Origin of the sequence: Microcoleus sp. S13_B4 (assembly GCF_036700885.1) — a bacterium.
GTDB lineage: Bacteria > Cyanobacteriota > Cyanobacteriia > Cyanobacteriales > Microcoleaceae > Microcoleus.
Genome location: NZ_JAUBPU010000001.1, coordinates 395,419 through 419,984 on the forward strand (window position 1 = coordinate 395,419; position 24,566 = coordinate 419,984).

General features: G+C 45.7%; 15 protein-coding genes. 6 read left to right on the forward strand and 9 right to left on the reverse strand.

From position 1 onward, the window contains the following. Positions 1-162 precede the first annotated feature (162 nt). The 3 genes from QT994_RS01585 to cutA all read left to right on the forward strand — a co-directional run bounded on the left by QT994_RS01585 (position 163) and on the right by cutA (position 4,202). Positions 163-2,673, forward strand: coding sequence for a VIT domain-containing protein (locus QT994_RS01585; RefSeq protein ID WP_333171201.1), 2,511 nt, complete (start codon positions 163-165; stop codon positions 2,671-2,673). Between the two features lie 253 nt (positions 2,674-2,926). Then, positions 2,927-3,823: a pentapeptide repeat-containing protein gene (locus QT994_RS01590; protein ID WP_333171203.1), complete on the forward strand. Its 897-nt coding sequence runs from the start codon at positions 2,927-2,929 to the stop codon at positions 3,821-3,823. Positions 3,824-3,881: 58 nt separating this feature from the next. Further along, entirely contained in the window at positions 3,882-4,202 is a 321-nt protein-coding gene (cutA, locus tag QT994_RS01595) for a divalent-cation tolerance protein CutA (protein ID WP_333171206.1), read from the forward strand. Positions 4,203-4,269: 67 nt separating this feature from the next. Here the strand turns inward: cutA and QT994_RS01600 are convergent, their stop codons facing one another. Together QT994_RS01600 and QT994_RS01605 are read right to left on the reverse strand one after the other, a co-directional pair. After that, positions 4,270-4,809 carry a DUF2231 domain-containing protein gene (locus QT994_RS01600; protein WP_333171208.1) on the reverse strand — a complete coding sequence of 180 codons (540 nt, stop codon included), beginning with the start codon at positions 4,807-4,809 and terminating at the stop codon, positions 4,270-4,272. A gap of 51 nt (positions 4,810-4,860) precedes the next feature. Beyond that, the gene (locus QT994_RS01605; RefSeq protein ID WP_333171210.1) at positions 4,861-5,139 is read right to left on the reverse strand and encodes a hypothetical protein; all 279 of its coding nucleotides are present in this window, start codon (positions 5,137-5,139) and stop codon (positions 4,861-4,863) included. Between the two features lie 211 nt (positions 5,140-5,350). Here QT994_RS01605 and QT994_RS01610 point away from each other — a divergent pair, with 211 nt between their 5' ends. Then, positions 5,351-6,574, forward strand: coding sequence for an FAD-binding oxidoreductase (locus QT994_RS01610; RefSeq protein WP_333171212.1), 1,224 nt, complete (start codon positions 5,351-5,353; stop codon positions 6,572-6,574). An 11-nt stretch (positions 6,575-6,585) separates the two neighbouring features. On the opposite strand, the gene QT994_RS01615 is transcribed toward QT994_RS01610, so the two are convergent. The 7 genes from QT994_RS01615 to QT994_RS01645 form a co-directional block, all read right to left on the reverse strand. After that, complete coding sequence (locus tag QT994_RS01615; protein WP_333171215.1) at positions 6,586-7,704, reverse strand: ATP-binding protein; 1,119 nt, start codon at positions 7,702-7,704, stop codon at positions 6,586-6,588. A 4-nt stretch (positions 7,705-7,708) separates the two neighbouring features. Beyond that, a complete protein-coding gene (locus QT994_RS01620) occupies positions 7,709-11,410 on the reverse strand; it encodes a PAS domain S-box protein (RefSeq protein WP_333171217.1) in 3,702 nt (1,233 codons plus the stop codon). A 90-nt stretch (positions 11,411-11,500) separates the two neighbouring features. After that, the gene (locus QT994_RS01625) at positions 11,501-14,287 is read right to left on the reverse strand and encodes an adenylate/guanylate cyclase domain-containing protein (RefSeq protein WP_333171219.1); all 2,787 of its coding nucleotides are present in this window, start codon (positions 14,285-14,287) and stop codon (positions 11,501-11,503) included. A gap of 57 nt (positions 14,288-14,344) precedes the next feature. Next, on the reverse strand, positions 14,345-15,901 hold the full coding sequence (locus tag QT994_RS01630; RefSeq protein WP_333171222.1) for a PAS domain-containing sensor histidine kinase: 1,557 nt from the start codon (positions 15,899-15,901) through the stop codon (positions 14,345-14,347). After that, entirely contained in the window at positions 15,898-16,434 is a 537-nt protein-coding gene (locus QT994_RS01635; RefSeq protein WP_333047655.1) for a Rab family GTPase, read from the reverse strand. The genes QT994_RS01630 and QT994_RS01635 overlap by 4 nt, the downstream gene beginning before the upstream one ends. 2 nt (positions 16,435-16,436) lie before the next feature. Next, positions 16,437-19,136, reverse strand: a complete 2,700-nt coding sequence (locus tag QT994_RS01640) for an OmpA family protein (RefSeq protein WP_333171224.1) — start codon at positions 19,134-19,136, stop codon at positions 16,437-16,439. 6 nt (positions 19,137-19,142) lie between these two features. Then, positions 19,143-19,751 carry a hypothetical protein gene (locus QT994_RS01645; protein ID WP_333171227.1) on the reverse strand — a complete coding sequence of 203 codons (609 nt, stop codon included), beginning with the start codon at positions 19,749-19,751 and terminating at the stop codon, positions 19,143-19,145. 1,133 nt (positions 19,752-20,884) lie between these two features. Here QT994_RS01645 and alaS point away from each other — a divergent pair. Both alaS and QT994_RS01655 read left to right on the forward strand, forming a co-directional pair. Further along, on the forward strand, positions 20,885-23,545 hold the full coding sequence (alaS, locus tag QT994_RS01650; protein ID WP_333171231.1) for an alanine--tRNA ligase: 2,661 nt from the start codon (positions 20,885-20,887) through the stop codon (positions 23,543-23,545). A 318-nt stretch (positions 23,546-23,863) separates the two neighbouring features. Next, positions 23,864-24,566 (forward strand): tetratricopeptide repeat protein (locus QT994_RS01655; RefSeq protein WP_333171234.1); only part of this gene is annotated, 703 nt, incomplete at its 3' end.

Consider the following 24,566-nt stretch of genomic DNA (forward strand, 5'->3'; position numbering starts at 1 on the left):
GGCTCGATCGCCCGTTGGCGAAGCCCTCGAAGAGGATCGATCAAACCTGCTCGTTTTTGCAGCCCGTTTCTTCATTTTTCCCAGAAAGCTAACTCAGGAACGTTTTGCAAAGGGTAAAGTCATGGTAAACAAAGCACCTCAAGTCTGCTAAAAACAACAGCTATGAAGTTTGTCTGCGTTCTATCCCCTCAACGGTTGCTTTCTGCTGGTATCGCATTGCTCGCGGCGATTGAGTGTGGCGTGTGGCTCGCTCCCAATGGGGCGCGGGCCAATGCTCTTGGGGAAAATTATTCGTCTGTGTCGCCGAAAATCCTCGCTAGTAACGATGTTAATTGCAATGGCGGACGATCGCCCGAAACTCGCTGTCCTGTCGGGGGTTTGTTCGTCAAGGGTCAAAATACGGCCAGAGAACAAGTCTTTCCTCTCAAGCAGACTGAAGTTAAAGCTAAAATAGCTGGCAATATCTCCCGCGTCGAAGTTGTTCAGAAGTTTGAAAATCCTTTTCCCGAATCTTTAGAAGCTGTTTATGTATTTCCTTTGCCCGACGAAGCGGCGGTGGATGATATGGAAATTAAAATAGGCTCACGAACTATTAAAGCTGATATCAAACGCCGCGAGGAAGCTTTGGAAATTTACCAAAAAGCCAGACAGCAAGGCCGGACTGCGGGTTTGTTGGAACAAGAACGCGATAATATTTTTACTCAGTCTCTCGCTAATATCAAACCGGGAGAAAAAATTGAAGTTACTATTCGCTACACGGAAAGTCTCAAGTTCGCCGGCGGCGATTACGAATTTGTGTTTCCAATGGTGGTTGGGCCGCGCTATATTTCGGGAAATCTGACCCCCCCCAACCCCCCCTTGCTAAGGGGGGGCGATAGTTCTGGTGCCGATCGCATTAACCCGCCTGTTTTGCCTCCAGGAACGCGATCTGGTCACAATATCACTGTTTCCGTAGAAATAGATGCCGGAGTTGCGATCGGTGACGTCCGCTCTACTTCCCATCAAATTACAACTCACCGCAGCGGCAATATTGTACAAGTCCAATTAGCGAATTTAGACACAATTCCAAATAAAGATTTAATTCTGCACTATCGAGTGGCAGGCGAAAATACTCGGGCAACTATTTTGACTCAATCCGACAAGCGGGGCGGTCATTTTGCTACTTATTTGATTCCGGCTTTAAACTACAAAACTAATGAAATTGTACCTAAAGATGTCGTGTTTCTGATGGATACTTCCGGTTCTCAACAGGGCGAACCGCTGGCAAAATCTAAGGAGTTGATGCGCCGCTTCATTCAAGGAATGAATTCCAACGATACTTTTACTATTATTGATTTTGCAAATACTGCAACAGCGCTTTCAACAACTCCTTTAGCAAATACTCCCGAAAATCGACAAAAAGCAATTAATTATATTGAAAAGTTGCAGGCTAACGGTGGCAGTGAATTGCTTAACGGCATTCAAACAGTTATGAATTTTCCGGGGGCGGCAACGGGAAGGCTGCGGAGTATTGTACTAATTACTGACGGTTACATTGGTAATGAAAATGAAGTGCTGGCTCTAGTTCAGCAGAGTCTGAAACCGGGAAATCGACTTTATAGTTTTGGTGTCGGCAGTTCGGTGAATCGGTTTTTGCTCAACCGTTTGGCGGAAGTGGGAAGAGGCACGTCTCAAGTAATTCGTCAAGATGAACGGTCGGCAGAAGCGGCAGAAAAGTTTTTTCGTGAAATTAATAGTCCCGTATTGACTAATATTCAAATTAGTTGGGAAGGAATGGGGGAAAAACCGGAGATTTATCCGATCGCACCTCCAGACTTGTTTGCGAGTGGGCCGCTGGTTTTGTTTGGCAAAAAGACCGATCGAGCTAACGGCCAACTTCGCATTCGCGGCACTCTTGCAGGTGGCAAAGCTTACGAGCAAGTTTTACCTGTTAATTTTGCTCAATCCGGCGGGCGGCAGCGGGAGTCAACTTCAGTCGCAGCAGGCACTACGGATTTTGGCAATCCGGCGGTAGCTCAACTTTGGGGTCGATCGCGCATTAAAGATTTAATGAATCAAATGTTTGGTGGGGAGACTAAATCTCTGGTGGAAGCTGTGACTAATACTGCTCTGACTTATCGCTTGCTGTCGGAATACACGGCTTTTGTGGCTGTGAGCGAAGAAGTGCGAGTCGAACCCGATGGATCTCGTCGTAGGGTGCAAGTGCCTGTAGAATTGCCGCAGGGTGTCAGCTATGAGGGTATTTTCGAGTCTGGAGGCGCAGAGCAAACTAGGGGCGGCACTCGCAGCGTTACCTCGACTCGCAACTCGGCACCAGTGAGTCCAGCTCCTGCTATGCCGCGGCAGCGAGGTTACGGTGAGTTGCCAGCCCAGAAGCCTTTGGCTTCTCGCCTTCAAGTAGTTAGCGCCGAAGGGTTGGATACCGGGGCGATCGCCGCTTTGACTCAATACTTGCAATCTGTTAATCTCCCGGCGGGGGTTAGCGGTGAAACGGTGTGGGAGTTATCGGTACAAGACGGCCGCGTGGCGAAAGTGGCGATCGACCCTCAAACCTCGACGCTGCAAGCAACAGAAACCCTAGAGACTCTCAAGAATGCCTTGAGTTCCTGGCAACCTCCCACAGCGTTCAAGGGCACGCTGCGCCTGAAGTTGCGAATAACGATCGATCGTTAAGCAATGACTATCTATGTCACAAAACATTAACTTTTAATTCAAAAATACCGAAAGGACGATCGCTACCGCGTGGAAGATATAAAATCTTTATTAAGAGATTGCCTTTAAACAGAAAGTGATGTTAAAGAAATTTATACCGTTTGAGGCAAACGCTAAAACAGTTTCCTTTCTAAAACAGTTTCCTTTCTGAAACAACCTTAACAGTAAAGATTTCTGGATCGAAACCCCCCAATCATAGAAGGTATCATGCCCTATGGAAGTTAGTGAACTGCTCAACAATTACGAAAAAGGAGAAAGAGACTTTACTGGAGCCGACCTCAGTGGGAAAAACCTCAGCGGAGCAATCTTAATCGGAGTCAACCTTTCGCGAGCTAATCTTTCCGGGGCGAACCTCAGCAGAGCGTTTCTCACCAAAGCAACACTCAAAGATGCACAGATGCAAAGAACAAATCTGAGTTTTGCCAAAATGGGTGAAACCCAACTTTCGGGTGCAGATTTGACAAAAGCTAATTTGAGTGGAGCTTTTTTGGTAAAAGCAAAATTGCCGAGAGCCAAGTTAAGCGGCGCAACTTTAACGGGCGCCAACCTGCGCGGTGCTGTGTTGTGGAATGCCAATTTGTGCAGCGCCGACTTGCAATTAGTTAACTTGCTGGGCGCGAATCTGACGGCAGCTAATTTTAAATGGGCAAACCTTTACGGTGCAAGGCTCAATAGTGCAAAACTTTTTGGAGCTGAATTAACCGGAGTCAGTTTGCGGCGAGCGCAGTTGACAGGGGTGAATCTGTGCGGTGTAGATTTGAGCGGCGTTAACGTGAGCGAAGCTAAACTGATGGGAGCTAATTTGGAAGGCTCGAATTTGGCGGGAGCAAATTTCAGCGCGGCTCAATTGCGGGGGGTGAAGTTGGCGGGAGCAAACTTAACCGGGGCTAAGTTGAAGGGAAGTTGTTTGAAAGGGGCAAATCTGAATTGGGCGAAGCTGTGTCAAGCAGATTTGATGGCAGCAGATTTGAGCGAGGCGACGTTAATAGGAGCTAATTTAGATAATGCTTTGTTGGCGGGAGCTATTTTGCCGGAATCTACGAGGCGCTATTTTTCCTTAGCTGGGGCGGGTAGAGTCAATTCTTGGGAAGTTACGGAAATTAATTGTTGACTGTTGACTGTTGACTGATGACTGTTGACTGATGGCTGTTCACTGTTCACTGATGACTATGACAATTAATTTTGGGGTGGTGCTGGTAACTGCTGCATCGGAGGCGGAGGCCGAAAATATTGCTAAATCTCTAGTTGAACACAAGCTGGCGGCTTGTGTGAGTTTGTCGCCAATTCGCTCGATTTATACTTGGCAAGGCGAGATTCATTCCGAGTCAGAATGGCAGTTGGTGATTAAAACTGATTTGGCTAAATTTGAGGCTTTAAAAACAAAAGTTCAGGAACTCCATTCCTATGAAGTTCCCGAAATTATTGCTATTCCTATTACCGCTGGCAGCGATGCTTATCTCAATTGGCTGGGACAATCTTTAAGTGTGTAGTCAAGACTTTAGTCCTAAATTATCCACTGAAGAGGGACTGAAGTCCCTACTACAAACGGTCACAAACCTACGAATTATGACTGGTAGGGCCGATGACGCCGATTTTATGGCGAAAACTTAGTTCGCCGCCGAACCAGCCAGTAATGCCCAGCAAAGCTGCAACGACGATCGATATTGCTAAACCTGTATATACGATCGGCTCAGCCGGATTTCCTTGTCGCAACACCAGGTTAATCAGGGTAAGTACCATAACCGCCACATTGCCGCCCATGTGCAACCAACCGGCACTGCGATCGCGCACTCTTTTAACTTTGAAAAAATCTAAAAAGCCCGTGATTGCGGCCAAAATCCCTGCAGCAAAACCGACACCCATCAGCCAAACCGAAGCTCTCGCCCAAAACGGATCGCTTGTGAGCCAATAACCGATGTCCGTACCCGCGGCTCCTACTAAAAAGGCTACCGGAAAGATGACGATGATGGGGTGGATGGGATGGCCTGCAACTGAAAGCGTACTCGTAATGCCGGCGTCGCGATACTCTGCGTCGTCACTTTCGAGAATCGGCGGAATATTGGGATAGGGCGTACTATTTCTTTGATTTGTTTCCATGATTTCTACAGATAACTTTTGTACAACAAACCCGTTTTTATTGAAGTGAACTTAATCCCAAATCCGCTCGCCATTTTCGTCAACGCGGGCCTGCCGAATTACGTCGGAAATTTCCTCCGCGTCTTTGACGTGGTGCAGGGCTTTCTTTTCCCCGTCCTGTTCTTCTACGATCACATAAGTTGGAACTGTAACAACATCGCCCGTGATGTCTGGCACGTGGTCTACCGCCAGTTGCTGGGCTTTTTCTTCGATGGTTTGCGGTTCGTCGGAAATGCGATCGCCCGGATTGACAGTGCGCTCCATATCTCTGCCCGGTTTGTCGATACTCATAAAAACCTCTTTGGTATTTCTAATTTTTTGCTGACTCTAATTCCTACTATTGAACGAAAAATATCCCTGCACAAACATCTCCCGAGGGGTGGAAGTTTCAGTTAGGGCGATCGCAGGCAGCCTCTTCCTGTAGGTAGAGGTTTTTCGATTGGTTCGGAAAAAACCTAAGCTAAAATCTAAGCATGATATTTTCTTTCCCTTTGAGTTGCTCATGAAAAGTTACGATTGGATTGTTGTCGGCGGTGGCATTACGGGTGCGTCACTGAGTTACGAACTGGCAAAAAAAGGTTTTGCTGTGCTACTTTTGGAACGAGATGCTACGATGCAAAATGCTACTCGTTTTAGTTATGGTGGCTTGGCTTATTGGTCAGGGACGACAGATTTAACTCGTCAATTGTGTCGGGAAGGTATCGAACGTCACCGCAATCTATCGGCCCAATTAGATGCTGATACTGAGTTTCGCGAGTTGGATTTGTTGCTGACAATTGATGCGGGTACTGATGCCGAAAAAGCGGCGGCTAATTACGCGCATTTTGCGATTGTTCCGCAGCTTTTGAGCGTTGCAGAAGCTGGGGAGTTGGAACCTTTGCTGAATAAAAGTGCGATCGCCGGAGCTCTGACTGTGCGTCACGGTCACATTTCGCCGACTGCCACAAATAAAGCTTATTGTCAAGGGTTTCTACCGTTGGGAGGAACTATAGAATTTGCTGAAGTAATTGGGTTTATAGAAGAGGGAAATCGGATTTCGGGAGTCAAGACGGCGCAGGGAATTTATCGCTGTGAAAATGCTGTGGTTTGTGCTGGAGGTTGGAGTCGGAGTTTGCTGAAAGCGGCTGGTGTTTCTGTGGGAGTTTATTTTACTCGCACGGAGATTTTGGAAACTGCACCTGTGGATTTAAAACTGAGGACTTTGGTGATGCCTGCGGTATTAAAACGTTTTGAATTGGAAGCTGAATCGAGTAGAATTGAGATGGATTTTCTTTGGGATGAACCGGGTAAAGAGTTACAGCCGCCGATTTTAGATTCGGGTGCAATTCAATTTCATGATGGGAGTTTGCGGATCGGGCAATTGTCGCGCACTTTGAGCGATTTGAATGCTAAAGTCGATCGCCAAACCAGCGAAACGGCAATTCGTGCAGGAATCAGCAAAGTTTTGCCTGCTTTGGCAGGTTTACCGGCAACTTGGCACGAGTGTAGTGTGGCATTTAGCGGTGATAATTTGCCTGTAGTGGGGCCGATTGCCGATCGCCCTGGATTGCACGTTTTTTCGGGTTTCAGCAATCCTTTGACTATTGTACCTGCTTTGGCTGAGCGATTTGCTAATTGGGCGGGGGGAGAAGAAGATAGGGCGATCGAGCTTTTATCTCCCGATCGATTTATCGAAGAAGGAAGAAGGAAGAAGGAAGAAGGAAGAAGGAAGAAGGAAGAAGGATAAATAACTACTAACTACTTACTACTAACTAAAAAAGGCAGCGCGACAATAAATGTAGTACCTTTACCGAGTTCACTTTCCACACTTATTGTACCGCCATGCAGGTCAACTATGTGTTTGACAATGCAAAGTCCCAACCCCGATCCTTTAATCTTGCCTACATTAGCACCCCGTTCAAACTGCTGAAATAATTTTCCCTTATATTCCGCTGTCATGCCAATTCCTTCATCTCTAACGCACAAAATTATTTGCTGGTTTTCGCAGCTTAATTCTAAACTGACATTGCCGCCGTTTGGAGAATATTTAATCGCGTTTGAAAGCAAATTAGTCAGGAGGTGGTGCAGTAGTTTTGCATCGAGATTGGCGTGCACCGGATTTGTTTGATTGCGGAAAGTTACGATGTGTTTGTCGGTAACAATTGGTTGCAGTTCTTCTAAAATAGAGTTGCAGAAATCCGTCGCATTAATCTGATTTAAATTCAAGGAAAGTTTGCCTGATTCGGCTTTGCTGAGCATTAAAATATCCTCCAGCAATTCACTCATATTGCTGACCGCCTTCTTAATGCGTTCGACATTTTTATTAGTAGTTCCTGATGATCTCTGTAATTCGCTATCTTCCAACATTTCTGCCGATAGCTGTATGGTAGTTAAAGGAGTGTTTAAATCGTGGTAAGCCATTGAAATAAATCGCGAGCGGTTTTCGCTTTTTGCTGCTGCTAATGCAATTAGTTGTTGCATTTTAACTGCTTCTTGATGTTTGCTCAGCGCTATCTTGATGGTGGCGTGCAGTTCTCTTTGTTTAAACGGTTTGAGGAGGTAGCCGTAAGAGCCAGTCTTTTCGGCTCGCTGCAAAGTTTCGTCGTCGGCATAGGCAGTTGTATAGATAATAGGGATATCTAATTCTTGATTAATTATTACTGCTGTTTCTATGCCGTCAATGTCGCCTTTGATGACTATATCCATTAAGATTAAATCGGGTTCCAATTCGCCTGCGCGCTGAATGGCATCGGCTCCTGAAGAAACGATGTCTGCGATTTGATATCCCAATTTTTCTAATTTTTGGGCTAAACTTTTAGCAATTAAGAGTTCGTCTTCGACAATCAAAATATTAATTGCTTTTTCGACCACATCCATGATTTTAAAATCTTTGAGAGTAGTTTAATTCGTGAAATTTTAGGTGAAAGGCTGTGCCGGTTTGTCTTGACAGTTCGATGCTTCCTTCTAACTGCTCGGTTAAAGTGCAGACAACTTGAAAGCCCATCGAGTGAGTTTTCCGAAAATCTAAGTTTTGAGGAAAGCCGATGCCGTTGTCCTTAACTAAGAGGTTGATTTCTCCATCGCCCGTTTGATAACATTCTACACTAACTGTACCACTCGTGGCATCAGGAAAAGCGTGTTTTAGGGTATTTGAAACCAATTCATTGGCAATTAAACCGCAGGGACTAGCCGTTTCAATATTTAGGGAAATTGGCTCAGCTAATACCTGCAACTGAATGCGGTTTTCACTAATATTGTAAGAGTGAAACAAGTTACTTACCAAATCTTCGAGATATTCGCCTAAATTAATTTTCGCCAGGTTACTCGATCGGTACAATTTTTCGTGAATCAGAGCCATAGAGTAAAGGCGATTCTGACTTTCTTCAAACATTTTGGCTATTGGCGGGTCGGCAACTGTGTTAGATTGCAATTCTAGCAGACTGGCAACTACGCAGAGGTTGTTTTTGACGCGGTGGTGAATTTCTTTGAGCAAAATCTCTTTTTCTTTGAGGGAGTTTTTCAAATTTGCTTCCGCTTGTTTGCGATCGCTCAGTTCAGCTTGCAGTTGCTGGTAGAGTAGAGATTGCTGAATGGCGATCGCTAATTGATTCACCAACTGCTGAAATAAATTGATTTCCCATTCTAGCCACTGGCGCGGGCGATCGCATTGGTGGGCAATCAGCAATCCCCAAACTTGGCTGTGCTGAATAATCGGCACTACTAACTTTGCCCTAACTTGAATTTGTTTCATAAACTCCACCACACAAGGTGTAATGCAGGAGTCATCTAGTTCGGAGATCGCAGAAATTCGCCCTTGCAAATAAAGCTGATAACTTTGGGCCGGAAAAACCTCTTCGCCAAAATATCTATCCACGAGTTGGCTGCATCCTTCTGCCACGGCTTCAGCAATGACTCGCCCGCCCCTTTTGGGTAAAATTTGATAAACCAAAACTCGATCTGCTAACAATACTTGCTGGAGTTCGGCAACCGTAGTGTTGAGAATTTCTTCTAATTGCAAAGACTGGCGGACGCGACGGGCGATCGCCTCCACAAGCCGTTCTCGATCGAACTGCTGTTGCAGCGCAATTTCGGCGTATTTAGAATTGGTGATATCGGCGGCGTAACCAATAATTTCGATCGGAATGCCCATGCTGTCAACCAATAGTTTCAGTTCCGTCCGCAGCCAGCGGTAAAGTCCGTCTCGGTGCAGAAAGCGGTACTCGCAAATGCAATTTCTCCCCTCAGACAAATCAGAAAAGTTTGCTAGAAATTGCAGCCGATCTTTAGGGTGAATCCGGCTCGACCAAAATTTAGAATCTGCTAACAGTTCTTGGGGGTCGTAGCCCACGATTGCCTTAACGTTATCGCTAATGTAAGTAGTACAAAAATCTCCCGTGGGTGCGGCAGTAAAAATTACTGCCGGATTAGAAGCCAGTAAAAATTGCAGGCGTTCTTTTAACTGCTGAAATTCCATTTCTGCCCGCTTACGATAACTGATATCTTCGATCGCCCCCATGCTGTAGAGAGGAATTCCCTCGCGATCGCGGATCACCGTCATCGTCAAGTTTGCCCAGATCAGCTCGCCATTCTTCTTAATCAATCGTTTTTCGATCCCGAAGCGAGAAATATTGCCCTCGACCAACTGCTTGACTTGCTCCACATCTGCTTGTAAATCTTCTGGATGCGTCAGTTGAGTAAAAGTCATCGTCGCCAACTCCGAATCGCTGTAGCCCAACATCTGGCGGTGAGCTGCATTCACTTTGATAGTGCGGTAGTCGCGCACGCTTGTCAAACCGATCGCGATCGGAGCATCGTCAAATAAGTTGCGAAACTTTTCCTCGCTCTTTTGCAGTGCAGCTTCTGCCTGTTTGCGAGCGGTAATGTCTCGGGCGACCCACATCACCCGATCGAGCTCCAACGGCGAAATACTGGCATCAAACCAAAATAACTTGCAGCCAATTTCCATGCTGTATTCAACTCTGTGGGTTTGCCCAGATGCCAATGTTTGGCGAATGTGGGTCAGGGCAAAATTAGCTTCCGCTTCTGGGAAGATTTCGGCGACGGTTTTGCCCAGCACTTCAGGAGCCGGTTTGTAAAGCAGTTCGGGAGCCGTGGGGGCGATTTTGAGGTAGCGGCCGCTTGCGTCGAAAACCATGACGATATCCGTCATGGCGTTAAACAGCGCCAGCAGTTCGGCTTCGGATTTTTGGAGTTTTTCTTCGGTCAATTTGCGATCGGTAATGTCGGTGTCAGTGCCAGTCAGGCGGGAAGCCTTGCCAGAAGCCGATCGGATCGCGCTGCCGCGGGCAAGTATCCAGCAGGTGCTGCCGTCTTTACGCAGCATCCGGTGTTCTACTTCATAAATTTCTGTCAAACCCTCTAGATAAGCCTTTACTGCTTCGGCGACTGCAACTCGATCGTCGGGATGAACGTGAGATGCCCAATCTTCCATGCGGTTGGGAATCTCTGCATCCTGATAGCCCAACAAAGCTTTCAAAGACGGAGCAATGTAGATTTCGTCGGTTTCCAAATTCCAGTCCCAAACCCCCACTTTGCCGGCCGATACTGCCAGTTCGTACCATTGTGTCCGCTGCTGTACTCTCCGTTCTAACTCTGCATTGAGCTGCTGCAAAGCGATTTCTGCTTGTTTGCGCTCCGTGACATCCCGGCCTGCCGCTTGATACTCGACGATTTGTCCGCTCTCGTCGAATATCGCCCGATCGATCCACTGCTGCCAGCGAATTTCCCCGCTCGGCAAAATTACTCGGTGTTCGCACGTAAAAACAGGCTTCTCGGGAGACACAGAAGTATATTGCTCTTGAAAAATTTCTCGGTCTGCTTCTGGGATCAGCGACATGAAGCTGTTGCCAAGCCAGTCTTCTAGTTGCACGCCGAAATAGTGGCAGTAAGCTTGATTGACAAAGGTGATTTTACCGTCGGGGAGGTAGCGGCAAATCAGTTCGGTTTGGTCTTCCACAATCGCCTGGTAGCGCACCTGGCTCTGCAGCAGGTGATTTTCGGCATTTTGGCGATCGCTGAGTCGTGTTTCTAGTTCACAATTACCGTTTAACAGTTCGGATTGTTCCTGAAGTTTGGCAGCTTCTTGGTGCCATGTCTCCATCCAGCTATACATTGCTGGGCGAATCGTTTTTTCGCTGACTAACCCTACGAGCTGACCGCGTTCATCCACAATTGGCAAGCAATCAATCGAGTATTGACAAAATAGCTTAAATGCGGTAGAAATATCTTTAAATTCTGATTCTTTTAAGACAATTAAATTCTGCGTCATTGCATCGGCAACTTTCATGGCTTGCCATCCGTATTCGGCGGCGAAGTTTAGCACATCTTCCGGGCTTAGCAGTCCGACTAGCTGATTTTCATCGATAACTAAGACGCAACTAATCGAGGCTTTTACCCTTTCGTTTGAGTGGGCCTGTGAATTAGTCACGGGACAAGGGTTTCTCGCCCGACGCATCAGAGCGAGCGCATCCCCGAGGGAAGTGGAGGGGGCAACCGTCAGAGGGTGGCGATCGACAGCTTCGTCGGGCGATCGTAAATTTATCGGCAAATTAGCAAGTTGCATCAGTCTTGGCCAAAAAGTATTGCTAATTAACTTTAACAACACTTTTAGTCATCAGCCAGATGACTGATGACTCATGAATGATGACCTACCTTATTTTTGGCGAATGAGAATATAAGTTTTCATTTGCCCTTTGCCTTTAACTTCAATAATTCCCCGCTCCTGAAACAAATATTTGTCTTCCACTAACTTATAAGTAGTTTCGCTGACTTGAATCCGCCAAGGCAAACCCTGAGATTCCATGCGGGAAGCAATATTTACCGTATCGCCCCACAAATCGTAAATAAACTTCTTTATGCCAATAACTCCGGCAACAACCGGGCCGCTGTGAATGCCAATGCGTAGGCTAAAATATTTATTATGGCTAGCATTAAATCTGGCTATTTCAGCTTGCATATCTAGGGCCATTTGGGCGATCGCCTCTGCGTGGTCTGCCCTTGGTTCAGGCAGTCCTCCTACTGCCATGTATGCGTCGCCGATCGTCTTGATTTTCTCTAACCCGTGCCGTTCGCACAAAAGGTCGAATTCTGAGAAAACCAGATTCAGGAGCTCCACGAGATCGATCGGATTCATGACGGCAGACAAAGCAGTAAACCCCACAATGTCAGCAAACAAAACAGTCACTTCTGGAAAGTATTCGGCAATAGTAGTTTCATTTTGCTTGAGGCGTTTTGCTATTGCCTGGGGCAAGATATTTAACAGCAGATTTTCTGATTTTTCTTGTTCTTCTCGCAGGGCATCTTCTACTTGCTTGCGTTCCGTAATGTCGTGGTAACTCCAGACTCGGCCGATAATTGTATCTCCGAGCCGCTGCGGTTGCGAATAGCGTTCAAAAAATCGGCCGTCTTGAAATTCCAACAAGTCGTAACTTTCGGCTTCTGGCTGCTCGTAAAGCGATTGTATTCTCTCTTGAAATGCTTGGGGGTCTTTGAGTTGGTTCAGGACAAACGCGATCGCTATGGCGTCATCTCGCAGTGCCATCACTTCATTAGGTATGCCCCACATTTCCAGAAATTGTCGATTGAAAGTGACGATTTTTCCGCTCCTGTCAATCGCTAAAATACCGTCCGCAGTAGAATCAAAAGTCGCTAGCAGCAGAGACACAGATTTTGCTAGGGCGTCTTCGGCCCTTTTTCGAGCAGTAATGTCTCGCAAAATAGCCCGGATTGCTACTAGCGAACCTGCCGCGAATTTACAGCTTATGCTGCCTTCGAGCAAAATTTTTTCCTGATATTTAGTAATAAATGTTAGTTCAATAGAGTCGGGATATAATGTATTTTCATTGACTGTTTGTTGAGTAATAGCTTGATACAATATATCCAGAGACTCTTGGGAACTGTTCGGATGAATGATATCAAACACAGTCATTTGAGCAATTTCTGCTTCACTGTAGCCCAGAGTTTCTCGCCAAGCCCGATTTACATACAAAAAATAACCGTTCGCTCCAATACTTTGAATTAAGTCAGTAGCATTTTCAAATAAGTCTCGGAGTTGTTCTTCGCTTTCCCGCAAAGCTATTTCAGCTTGCTTGCGTTTGATAAATTGACCGAGTTGGCTGCCGATGGTTGCCATTATCTGGAGTAATTCTTCATCAAAACACTGCACTTCGCGGCTGAATAAAATCATCACCCCCAACACAGACTTTGCAGAATTTTCAGGATCGTAGTCGCCCAAAATTGGGAAACCAAAAGCTCCGTGCAGTCCTTCTTCAGCAGCGATTTCGCGGCGCAGACAACGGTCGCTTTTTGTGACATCCGCAATCCACTGAGAGGAACCGCTGGCCCAAACGAAACCGGGCAATCCTTCGCCAAACGCACAAGTCATTTGTTCGGTAAATTCGGCAAATTTGGGGATAGAAACTGAGCGTTTTGTCCAACTGGCGACGCACCGAAGCAAATTGGAGTCGGAAACCGCAGTTATTCTCTTAGTTTCTGACAGCAGTTTTTCCCCAAATTCTGGCATCCAAAGTTCGGCAGTATCCCATCCCAAGCTGTCACAAATTACGGGGAGAATTGCTGCTATAGCTTTTTTGATTGTTTCGGATGCCGACAGGATGCGAGTGGTGACGTACTGAGTTATTTGTCGCTTGCGGGCGCGCTGTCTATCTGTGACATCGCGGCCGATGTAAACGAAATCTTGAAGGGCGGCCCAAGATCCAGAAACGCCTTTAATGTCAGTCGCAATCGCCGTACAGGAAAACGAAACTGTGAGCTTTTCTCCGCTTTTGCCTCTGCAAATTACTTCGGTGTGAGTTTGAGATTGTTGACTATCCTCTTGACTGATTGCTTGCAAAGAGGAGCCAACAGCAGCAAGAGTGTCTATTTGCTGGCCTACTAATTCTGATTCGCTGTAACCAAACAAATCTTGAGCCGCTTGATTGACTTTTTTAATTTTTCCCGAGGCTGTTGTTACCAACAAAACTTCGGCCATTGAAGTAATAATTTTTTCAACATAATTATTAGTAGTAGCTAAGGTACTCAATAAAATATCCATTTCATTGGTAGCTTGCACTAGAGTTTGTTCTAAAGCCATCCTGTCGGTTACGTCTTCAAAAAATATAATTAATCTCTGATAATTATCGTCATTGGTGAACTCGACGATATACATATCAAAATAAAGCCGCGAGTCATTTCCTAATACCCTCGTGATGGCTTTTAATTCAAAATTTGGCAAACGTCTTTCAAAAATATCTATTAAAATTTCTTCAGTTCCCACCAATTCAGGAAAGGGAATGCGGACATCGTTGCCGGCGACTACTTCGTCGGGACATTCGCCAAACCGCTGCACTTTGATAGAGGTTTCTTGGATTAAAAAGTCTTTATCCAGTGCTAGGTACTCCAAGTGGGGGGGAAGTAACAGCTTTTTTAACAGGGTTTTCATGTTGAATTTTTAGTAGTGAATGCGCCCTCTGTAGCGCATTATCTGAAATTAATCTATTTATCTGTGTTGGTAAAATGGAATTTTGACTATAAAGGTAGTGCCTAACCCTGTCTCGCTGGAAAATTCGAGTTGACCTCCATGCAAGTCTACACACTGCTTGACTATGGATAAACCCAGTCCTGTACCGGGTATTTTTCCCACATTTTTGGCTCGATAATAAGATTCAAACAGTTGTTCTTGGTCTTCTAGAGGAATGCCAATGCCTGCGTCTTTAATTTTAAATGTAGCTTCTTCATTATTCTGACAATTTAATTCAAAATAAATATTGCTGTTGATCGGCGAATATTTGACTGCATTTGACAGCAAATTTGTCAAGATGTGCCGCAGCAATTTTGCATCCAGTGCTGGCAAGTCTTGTGTTTTCTCCGACTCCCGATCATTTTTTTGTGCTGCAATAATTAATTCGTTATCAATAAAATTAATTGTATGATTTTTTCCGTAACTAATTTTTATTGATTCTACTAACTCGCTGCAAAATTTTTGTAAGTTAACTGGTGCGGGATTGAATTCTAGTTTGCCGGCTTCGACGCTGCTGAGCAACCGCACGTCATCTAATAGCTGAGCCATGTGTTTAGATGCGGATTGAACGTGTGCGAGGTATTGTTGTTTTTCCTCGTGGGTGATTTCGTCGCCGTAGTCTTGGAGGATTTTAGTAGCAAATAATATTGTATTTAAAGGATTGCCGAATTCGTGAGCTAGCATTGAGAAAAAACGAGATTTTACCTGTCTGAGTTCTTGCTCTTTTGCCAAAGAGCGGCGAATTTCTATTTCTTCTTGCTTGCGTTCTGTGATGTCCCTGCCGATATAGATGAAATCGTAAAGTCCCTCTAATTCTGTCTGAATGGCTGAACAGGAAAATTCTACCCAAATTTCTTCTCCTGCTTTAGTAGTGCAGATTAGTTCCAGTTCTCTGAGCGGCTCTTTCTGAGACAAAATATAGCGATGGCGAGCTTGGTAAAGTAATTTTTCTTCGACTACTATTAGAGAGAGGGGGTTGCCGATCAATTCTGCTTCGGTGTACCCAAATAACCATTTTGCTGATTGATTGACTGATTTGATAATTCCTAATGTTGTTGTCACCAACAAAGCATCGCCCATCGAACGAATAACTTTATCTATATAATCTTTAGAAGCGGCTAAGGCGCTAACCAAAAGATTAGCTTCATTCGCGCTCTGAATCAACGATTGCTTCATCACCATCTTTTCGGTGGTATCTTCAATCAAAATTAACAATTTATTTGGCACATCTTCTTGTTCGTCTTCATGTTTGATAGCCAAAATATCAAAGTATAAAGGGCGGTTGGGGTCGGCAAACCGAGCTATACCTTTGATTTCAAAACCTGGCAGCCGTCCCATAATGATAGACATGAGGATATTTTCAATGCCAATCAGTTCGGGAAAACTCATGCGAGCATCTGCACCGGGTATCGCGTCGCCCGGATTATCGGCATAATGCTGCACTTTGGCGGAGTTTTCCTGAATGATGAAAAGGTGGTTTACTACCAAATACTCTATTTGTTGCGGGCCCAATAACTTTCTTAAAATGGGGTTCATACTGGTTCTATCATTGTGTAAGCTAGTTTATAGAAAATTTCGTCAACGTCTTTGCCTGTTTTAGCAGATGTCGTGCAAACTGCTATTACTTTGTCTTGACATATCGAATGGGATATTTCCACTAGCAGCGCCAATTTTTCCTCGTCAATCAAGTCTACTTTGTTCAAAGCGACGATAATTGAACCTTTAGGATTGACTGAAGAAAAAAGCTGAATGTGTTCGGAGATTCGCTCAACTGTTTCGGAGCGACTGACATCGGCAACGATTAAAACGCCGCTAGCTCCCTGCAAGTAAGTCGGTGCTATTCCTTTGAATTTTGTATGCCCTTCTAAATCCCAAATCAGCAACTTTGCACTCACATTTTCCCGCTGTTTTACCCCTTCTAATTCTAGGATTTTGCTGGAAATTTTTACTCCCACAGTGGATAGGTATTGGTCGCTGAATTGCCGATCTACAAAACGGCGGATTAGGCTAGTTTTACCCACGCCAAAGTCGCCGATCATACACATTTTTTTAGATATAGTAACTGACATAATTATTTACTGTTTATGGTTTTAGTTATTGGTTCAAATACCACGCATCTGCTTAAAAGTCGTGGTTGATTGGGTGCCACGTCGGCCGGAGGATACGCGACGCCGATTGTTTGGAGGCGCTTCGGGTTAGCACCTTGCCGCACTAAAGCATCTCGCACTGCTGCGGCACGCCTGAGCGACAACTGTTGATTTGTAGCAAGTTCTCCACTTTGATCGCTGTGCCCAATTATCTTAATCTGTTTTTGAGGATATTGATCCATGAAATTTTTGACACTGGCGATGATTTCTTCATCTGTGGAGTCTAATTTTGTCGTTCCTTGCTCGAAGTAGATGCGGGTTGTAATTTTCAGCGGTTCTAATTTAACTGTGCTAATCACGGATTGAACACCGGGAATTTGCTTCAGGGACTGAGCTATTTTCTGTGCGTCTGCACTGTCTCTAACTGTACCCTCTACAGTCACTTTGCGATCGCCATACCGTGTAGAAATAGAAACGCCCTCTCTCTGGTTCAAAACGGCGGTAATCCGGTGCACCTCGGCGGCCGTTAAAACTGGATCTGGGGGGACATCTACAGCTACAATTCTATTATCTAATTGCAATTTTGGTGCAGTTGATGCGGCTATTTTTGCGGCTTGTGCCCGCAATTCTTGATTTGGCAACTTACCGGTTAGCTTTAAAGTTTTGCCATCAACTGCAACATCTAAGCGGTAAACTGCTAATTCGGGAGTCGAGGCTAAAGCTGAGACGGCATTTGCTTCGAGGCGGCGCTCAACACTGCTGCGGTACTGATAAATTCCCCAAGGTACTAAGATTAAGCTCAGGGTGGCTAAACCGATACCCACTAGGGCGATCGGGGGTTTTGTTGATTTTTCCGTTTGTAGCGGGTCGAATAAAGTTTTTATACACGGGTGCAGCGCCTCCGGTATAGTACCGGGGTCGCCGTTAAACTCGTGAATTACTTGAGCATAATTAAGGATGAGATTACTAACGGTTTCTCGTATTTTCTTGATGAAAGAGTCGGGTGGTTCTCCTTTAATCACGACGGCCATGTAGCAATATCCCGCTACTTCTAGCATAATCTTTGAGTCGCCGTATTCAATTTGATTTAGTTCGGAAACTTCTCCGGGCCGAACGATACAGTCGTTAACAAAGCTGCGAATAGCTGTGAGCATTCCGGCTACCATTTCTGATTCTAACTGGTAGCTTTCTGAGTTTTGAACTTCGGAAATTATCAAGCCTGATGCTTTGTGAATTAAGAATGCTGCTTGGACGGTGAAGGGTACTGATTCTTTGAGGATTAATTCAGCTTCGGAGACTCCTTGTACTTTGGAGCGAATTTTTCGCTGAAATCCTTCGACGCTGATGGCATTGGACACTTTTTCATTGATTGTCTTGATAGCTTCGGCCATGTATCGGGAAATTGTACTGCCAATTACGGGATAGAGCGCATCCACCATAGAGTCGCGTTCGAGTTTTATTTGGGCTGTAATAGCTTTGCCCATTTCCGGGGCGAGGGCTTGGGCGATCGACTCTTGGTCAAGGCGAATTTGCTCTTTAATTGCCAGACCTATTTCTGGGGCGATCGCCTTAGCAATATCCGCTGGGGAATTCACTATTTGTTGAGCAAGTGCGTCGGGAAGCAGCTCAGCTATTGCCGCACTCATTGCCGACTTGTTTTCGACAGTTTTTGCCCTAATCACTTCGTCAATAATGGGCACGATGGCCTTAACAACTTCTTCTCTCGAATCAGCAATTTTGCGGCTGAGAATTTCTGCGATCCAAGGCAACATCAACTCAATCAACTCTTGGGGCTCGTAGATTTGGTGCTCCAATTTTTCTAATTTATCGTCGATTGTTGCCATCAGGTGGCGCACCCCCGGCAAATCGTTTTCTGCCAGCAGACTTTTCACTTGCTCGATATCCGAGATTTGTGAGCCGAACATCAGATTTTGCAGCCTTTCCATGGCGCTGTCGGCTTCATTTAAATCCTGTTTAATTTGGCCTAATATTTCTGTTGGCTGTTCTCGTAAGTTGGGAATTTCTAGATCCGAAGCCACCGCAGCATCTAAATATCCAGTTTCTGGTGGGTCTGAGACTGGGGAAACTATGGGGTCATGGGGAATTTCCGAGGGTTTTGACTCGGTTTCGGGAGCGGAAACACCCTGTAAATACCGATCGCTCCCGTGGGATTCTTGAGCCTGTACTTCCTGTAGAGAATCTTTCATTGTCAAGTTAGACAATTCTTCGACAGGCTTTGATTTGTCCTCCAAATCCGGCTGGGCGATCGCTGAAACATCTATAGTTTTAGCTGAGGAATAGTTTTTTTCCAGTTCTGAAGTGTTGAGTTTGTGAGTAGCGAATAGCAAACTTTTGAACTCGTCTGCAACAGCCGGCGTATCGCCAGACTCCGGTTTGCGATCGCCAGTTTCGGGTACACTTGCTGCAACTTCCTCTTGCTTTTCTGAGGAAATACCTAACAAATCCATCAACCCGCCGAGGGCCCCAGCTTGATTATTTTCGCCACTGCTGTCATCTTCGGACTCTGCATTTTGCTGGTTGGAACCTGCAATAATTTTGAGATCGACTAACAGATTCAGCAAGGGTTCTAGCTGGGTTGCTGCATCCGCAGCAGACTCGTCAGGTTTAGAAACAAAACCCTCTAACTCATTTTCGTCAGCCGGATTTTCTTTCGGTAAAGCCATGCGTTATTATCCGTTATGGTGGCGCTCCGGCAACAGAAATTCGTTATTTAACTTATTATCCGCAACCCCTTTAAGTTCGGGCACAAATTCTGTTCCTTTGAGCCTCATGCCGAGTTCAAACAGAATTTCTGCCATGTCGTCTCTAGAAACTTTAACATCTCTGAGCATAGAAAAGCGGCGGTCGAGCTCTTCAAACACTTGTGTTTTCAAAGTGCGGCTTTCTTCAGATAGTCGATCTCTGGTTTTGGAGAGTTCGTCGCGAAGCGAACTGGTTTGATTGTCGATAGCCTCGTCCAGGGCTTCCATGCTGCTGGAGAATTTGCGGTTAACGCGATCGACTTGCTGACGGATGTCTGCGCTTTCTTCTTGAGTGTTTGAGGTGAGCGATTTAACTTTTTTTTCTAACGAATCAACCGCCGCCTTCATTTCTCCAGAAAGAACTGTTTTTACTTGTTCGATGCGAGTTTGCATATCTTGCTGCATCATCGACAAGTCGGAATCTATTTTATCGAAGCGATTGTCGTATTCTCTAAGCTGCGCTCCAAAAATTATATCCCGGATCTGGTCGATATTTCCCAGCCGTTCGCGCATTTCTTCTTTAGTTATTTCTGCCATACTTGTACCTGGAATCTCCGAAAATTGTGAGTTTAAGAACTGTGCTAGTGATTTACTACCGTTGTTGGTGGCACTAGCTTTTTTGAGTGGGCGGGCTTTTATTGTTTGAACTCTCACCCCTGCTTTGGGGATGGAATTTTTTAGAGTTTTGACTCTAAATATCCTGGGATTCAAATTTTTGAGCCTGGTTTTGTCTTGTCACTAAAAAGACGGTTTGCTATCCTTGGCTTGCAGCAAGCTCCGAGAAGCGTAGATTTTGCTGCTATACAGGACAGCGGGGTAGATTTTAATGTCTTGTACTGACATATTCAATCATATCGCATCTTGACAGTGCCTCATACCACAGCGCTTGATCCCCGGCAAAAAGCAGGCGGGCGCGATCGCACAAGTCCCATTATATATAATATATAACTCAAATGCTGCACCGATCGCTCGCCGATCGACTCCGAGGGATGTTGCCTTTGAGCAGAAAGCACTTATACAGCCGAATTCGGCCCCTCTCTCCCCCTCGAATCCTCTTCTCCTGCGATCGCCCTATAAAAATTCATAGGGCCCGATCGACAGCGATCAGACCCAATAATATGAGAACTTGGTTTTTTCTAACAAACGAGATGTGTTTCCGGTTGAGAACTTTTACTTACTAGGGTTTGCAACTTGTGCAGCTTTACTTTTATTCCGCAACGACAACTAAGTCTCACTCGACTGCGGTTTGGCTTGACTGCTTGATCGGCAGTTCGCCACTATTGCAAGTTGTGTTCGGTTAATTTCTGCTGCGCCTGGGAATCTAGACCGGAGACACCATGTCTATATCCTCGAACTTTCTTTCTAAATATAGCGACCTCCTTTCTGTTTCTGTCCGGGTGTCTATTATTAAGTTAGCACGAGCTTTCCGAGGAGTAAAGCACTATTTGCAAAACTTGATAGGTCTTTACATTACTAAGTATAATGATATGAATCTCCAAATAGATGTAAGTTAGCACTCACGCGCTCCGAACAAAGAAACCGGGTTTTTCTACCGAGATTGAGGATTTTAAGCAAGTATTTTGGTAGAAAAACCGGGTTTCTGGACACCCGTGCGTAAGTCCTATAAATTCTATTGTTGCTACATCTTTACATACTTAAGTGTTTTTGTCATGTCTATTTCTCCTAAGTTTCTCAGTGGTAGCCAAATCCGCCAAACCTTCCTCGACTTTTATGCTCAGCGGGGACATAAAATCTTGCCGAGTGCTTCTTTGGTGCCCGAAGATCCGACAGTGTTGCTGACGATCGCCGGAATGCTACAATTCAAGCCGATATTTCTCGGACAGCGCACCGCCGAATCACCGCGCGCCACGACTTCTCAAAAGTGCATCCGCACCAACGACATCGAAAACGTCGGCCGCACCGCCCGCCACCACACGTTTTTTGAGATGTTGGGTAACTTCAGTTTCGGGGATTATTTCAAGAAACAGGCGATCGCCTGGGCGTGGGAACTTTCCACGGAAGTTTTCGGTTTACCAGCGTCCAATTTGGTTGTTAGTGTTTTCCGAGAAGATGACGAAGCTTTTGCGATTTGGCGCGATGAAATTGGCATTCCGGGCGATCGCATTCAGCGCATGGGAGAAGATGACAATTTCTGGCAATCCGGCCCGACTGGCCCCTGCGGCCCGTGTTCGGAGATTTACTATGATTTTCACCCAGAGAGAGGCGACAATATTGACCTCGAAGATGATAGCAGGTTTATTGAATTCTACAATCTGGTTTTCATGCAGTACAATAAAGATGCAGAGGGCAATTTAACACCGCTGCAAAATCAAAATATTGATACTGGCATGGGACTGGAACGGATGGCGCAAATCCTCCAGAAAGTCCCCAATAATTACGAAACAGATTTGATTTTTCCGATCATTCAATCGGCGGCGGAAATTGCCGGGATTGATTACCACAATAGCGATGAAAAAGTCAAGGTTTCGCTGAAAGTAATTGGCGATCACATTCGGGCTGTGGTGCACATGATTGCGGACGAAATTCGCGCGTCGAATGTTGGTCGGGGTTACATTTTGCGCCGGTTGATTCGCCGGGTGGTGCGCCACGGGCGACTGATTGGAATTCAGGGCGAATTTACGGTGCGGGTGGCTGAAAGTGCGATCGCCCTTTCGGAAGCTGCTTATCCGAACGTGCGGCTGCGGGAAGCTCAAATTAAGGCGGAATTGGCAAGGGAAGAGGCGCAGTTTCTCAAGACTTTGGAACGCGGAGAGAAGCTGCTGGAGGAAATTGTCGATCGCACAAAACAGCAAACCAACCAACAAATCAGCGGTCAAGATGCTTTCACTCTTTACGATACCTACGGTTTCCCCTTAGAACTGACTCAAGAAATTGCTGAGGAACAGGGAATTACTGTGGATTTGGACGGATTTGAAGCGGCGATGAAGGAACAGCAAATTCGCGCTAAAGATGCTCGCCAAACAATCGATTTGACGGTGCAGGGTTCTTTGGATAAGTTGGCTGAAACAATCCAGGGAACTGAGTTTGTTGGTTATGCTGAATTGTCGAGTTTAGCTGAGGTGGAAGTTATCTTGGTTGAGGGCAAATCTTTAGAGGAAGCAGCGGCGGGTACTGAGGTACAAGTTGTTTTGAACCAAACGCCGTTTTATGCTGAATCCGGCGGACAAATTGGGGATAAAGGTTATTTGAACGGCAGCAGTCAGGGAGAGAATGGAGAGGGTTTGTTGGTAAGAGTTGATGATGTGAAGAAGGAATCGGATTTCTTCGTGCATTTCGGCTTTGTGGAACGGGGAAGGCTGAGAGTGGGCGATAGTATTACTGCGAAAATTGACAATAGCGGTCGCCGCCGAATTCAGGCTAACCACACAGCAACTCACTTATTACAATCAGCTTTGCGGAAAGTTGTGGACGATTCGATTTCGCAAGCTGGTTCGCTGGTATCGTCAGAAAGATTGCGATTTGATTTCAATTCTCCGCGCGCTGTCACAGCAGAAGAGTTGCAGAAAATTGAGGATTTAGTTAATAGTTGGATTACTGAGGCGCACGCTGCGGTCGTTGCAGAAATGCCGATCGCCCTTGCGAGAGAAAAAGGCGCGACTGCGATGTTTGGCGAGAAGTACGGCGATGTGGTGCGGGTTATCGATTTTCCCGGCGTTTCGATGGAATTGTGCGGCGGAACTCACGTCAGCAATACCGCAGAAATCGGGCTGTTTAAGATTGTTTCCGAAGCGGGGGTAGCGGCGGGAACTCGCAGGATTGAAGCGGTTTCCGGTCAAGCTGTTTTGGACTATTTGAACGTGCGGGATAAGGTGGTGCGCGATTTGGGCGATCGATTTAAGGCGAAGCCTGAAGAATTGCCGAACCGGATTACTAATTTGCAGAATGAGTTGAAGGATACTCAGAAACATTTGGCTGCTGTGAAGTCGGAATTGGCGATCGCGAAATCCGACCAGTTGCTGAGTGTGGCGGAGGCTGTCGGCGAATTCAAAATCATTGTAGCTCAATTGGGTGATGTGGATGCAGAAGCGCTGAAAACTGCGGCAGAAAGATTGCAGCAAAAGTTAGGAAATGCTGCGGTAGTTTTGGCATCAATTCCTGAACCGGATAAGGTAAGTTTGGTGGCAGCTTTTAGTCCTGAAGTCAATAAGAAAGGATTGCAAGCTGGCAAGTTTATCGGGGGAATTGCTCAAATTTGCGGCGGAAAAGGCGGCGGCCGGCCGAATTTGGCGCAAGCTGGGGGACGCGATGCAAGTAAGTTGCAGGAAGCGTTGGAAAGTGCTCGCAATTTGTTAGTTGAAGGGTTGGGTTAGTCTGGGTGTTGTGTGGGAGACTAAAACTTTTTTTATCTCTCGTTTATAGCGGAGGCTAGATCCCCCTAAATCCCCCTTAAGAAGGGGGACTTCGATCGGAATCTTGTCCCCCCCTTCTTTAAGGGGGGCTAGGGGGGATCGGGGCCTAATCCTCAATTTCATCGCTTCCGTCTGCCTGAATCTCCGCAGGCTGCTACCGCATATTTTGGCCCTTACATCTGCGTTTATCCGCGTCCATCCGCCAATATCTGCGGTTCAAAACTCCCTTGATTTCCCCCCGCAAAAAATGTAAAATCAAACAAACATGGGTAGCAAAAAATGAACCAACCACGCCGCCAAGCCTATCTCACCCTGATTGAATCTCTCTTCACCTGTCCCAGCGAGGAACAAACCGCCATCCTGCAAGCCAATCTAGAATTATTAGACGATGATTTTGCCCAATATTTGCGAGAGTGGGCAACTGAAACCCTGCCCAACTTGGATGCAGACAAAGCAGAAACTCGTGCCAATATTTTATACGATTTAAATAAGAAATTTTTAAGTCTTCAGCAAGGCAGTCGCAGAAGCAACATAGAGATTGCGGTGGCTTGTCTGGATATAGGATTAACTATTTTTACCCGCGAAGCTTACTCAGAAAAGTGGGCAATGTTTCAAAATAATCTAGGTGTTGCTTACTATTCCCGAATCCAGGGAGACAGAGGTGATAATTTAGAAAGGGCGATCGCATTTTATAAAGCTGCTTTACAAGTTTACACCCGCCCAGCTTTTCCCGAATATTGGGCAAAGACTCAAAATAATTTGGCTGCTGCTTACAGCCAGAGAATCAAGGGAGAAAGGGGTGATAATTTAGAAAAGGCGCTCGCATTTTATGAAGCTGCTTTACAAGTTTACACTCGCGAAGCTTTTCCCCAAAATTGGGCTGGGACTCAAAATAATTTGGCAAATGCTTACAGCCAGAGAATCAAGGGAGAAAGGGGTGATAATTTAGAAAAGGCGCTCGCATTTTATGAAGCTGCTTTAC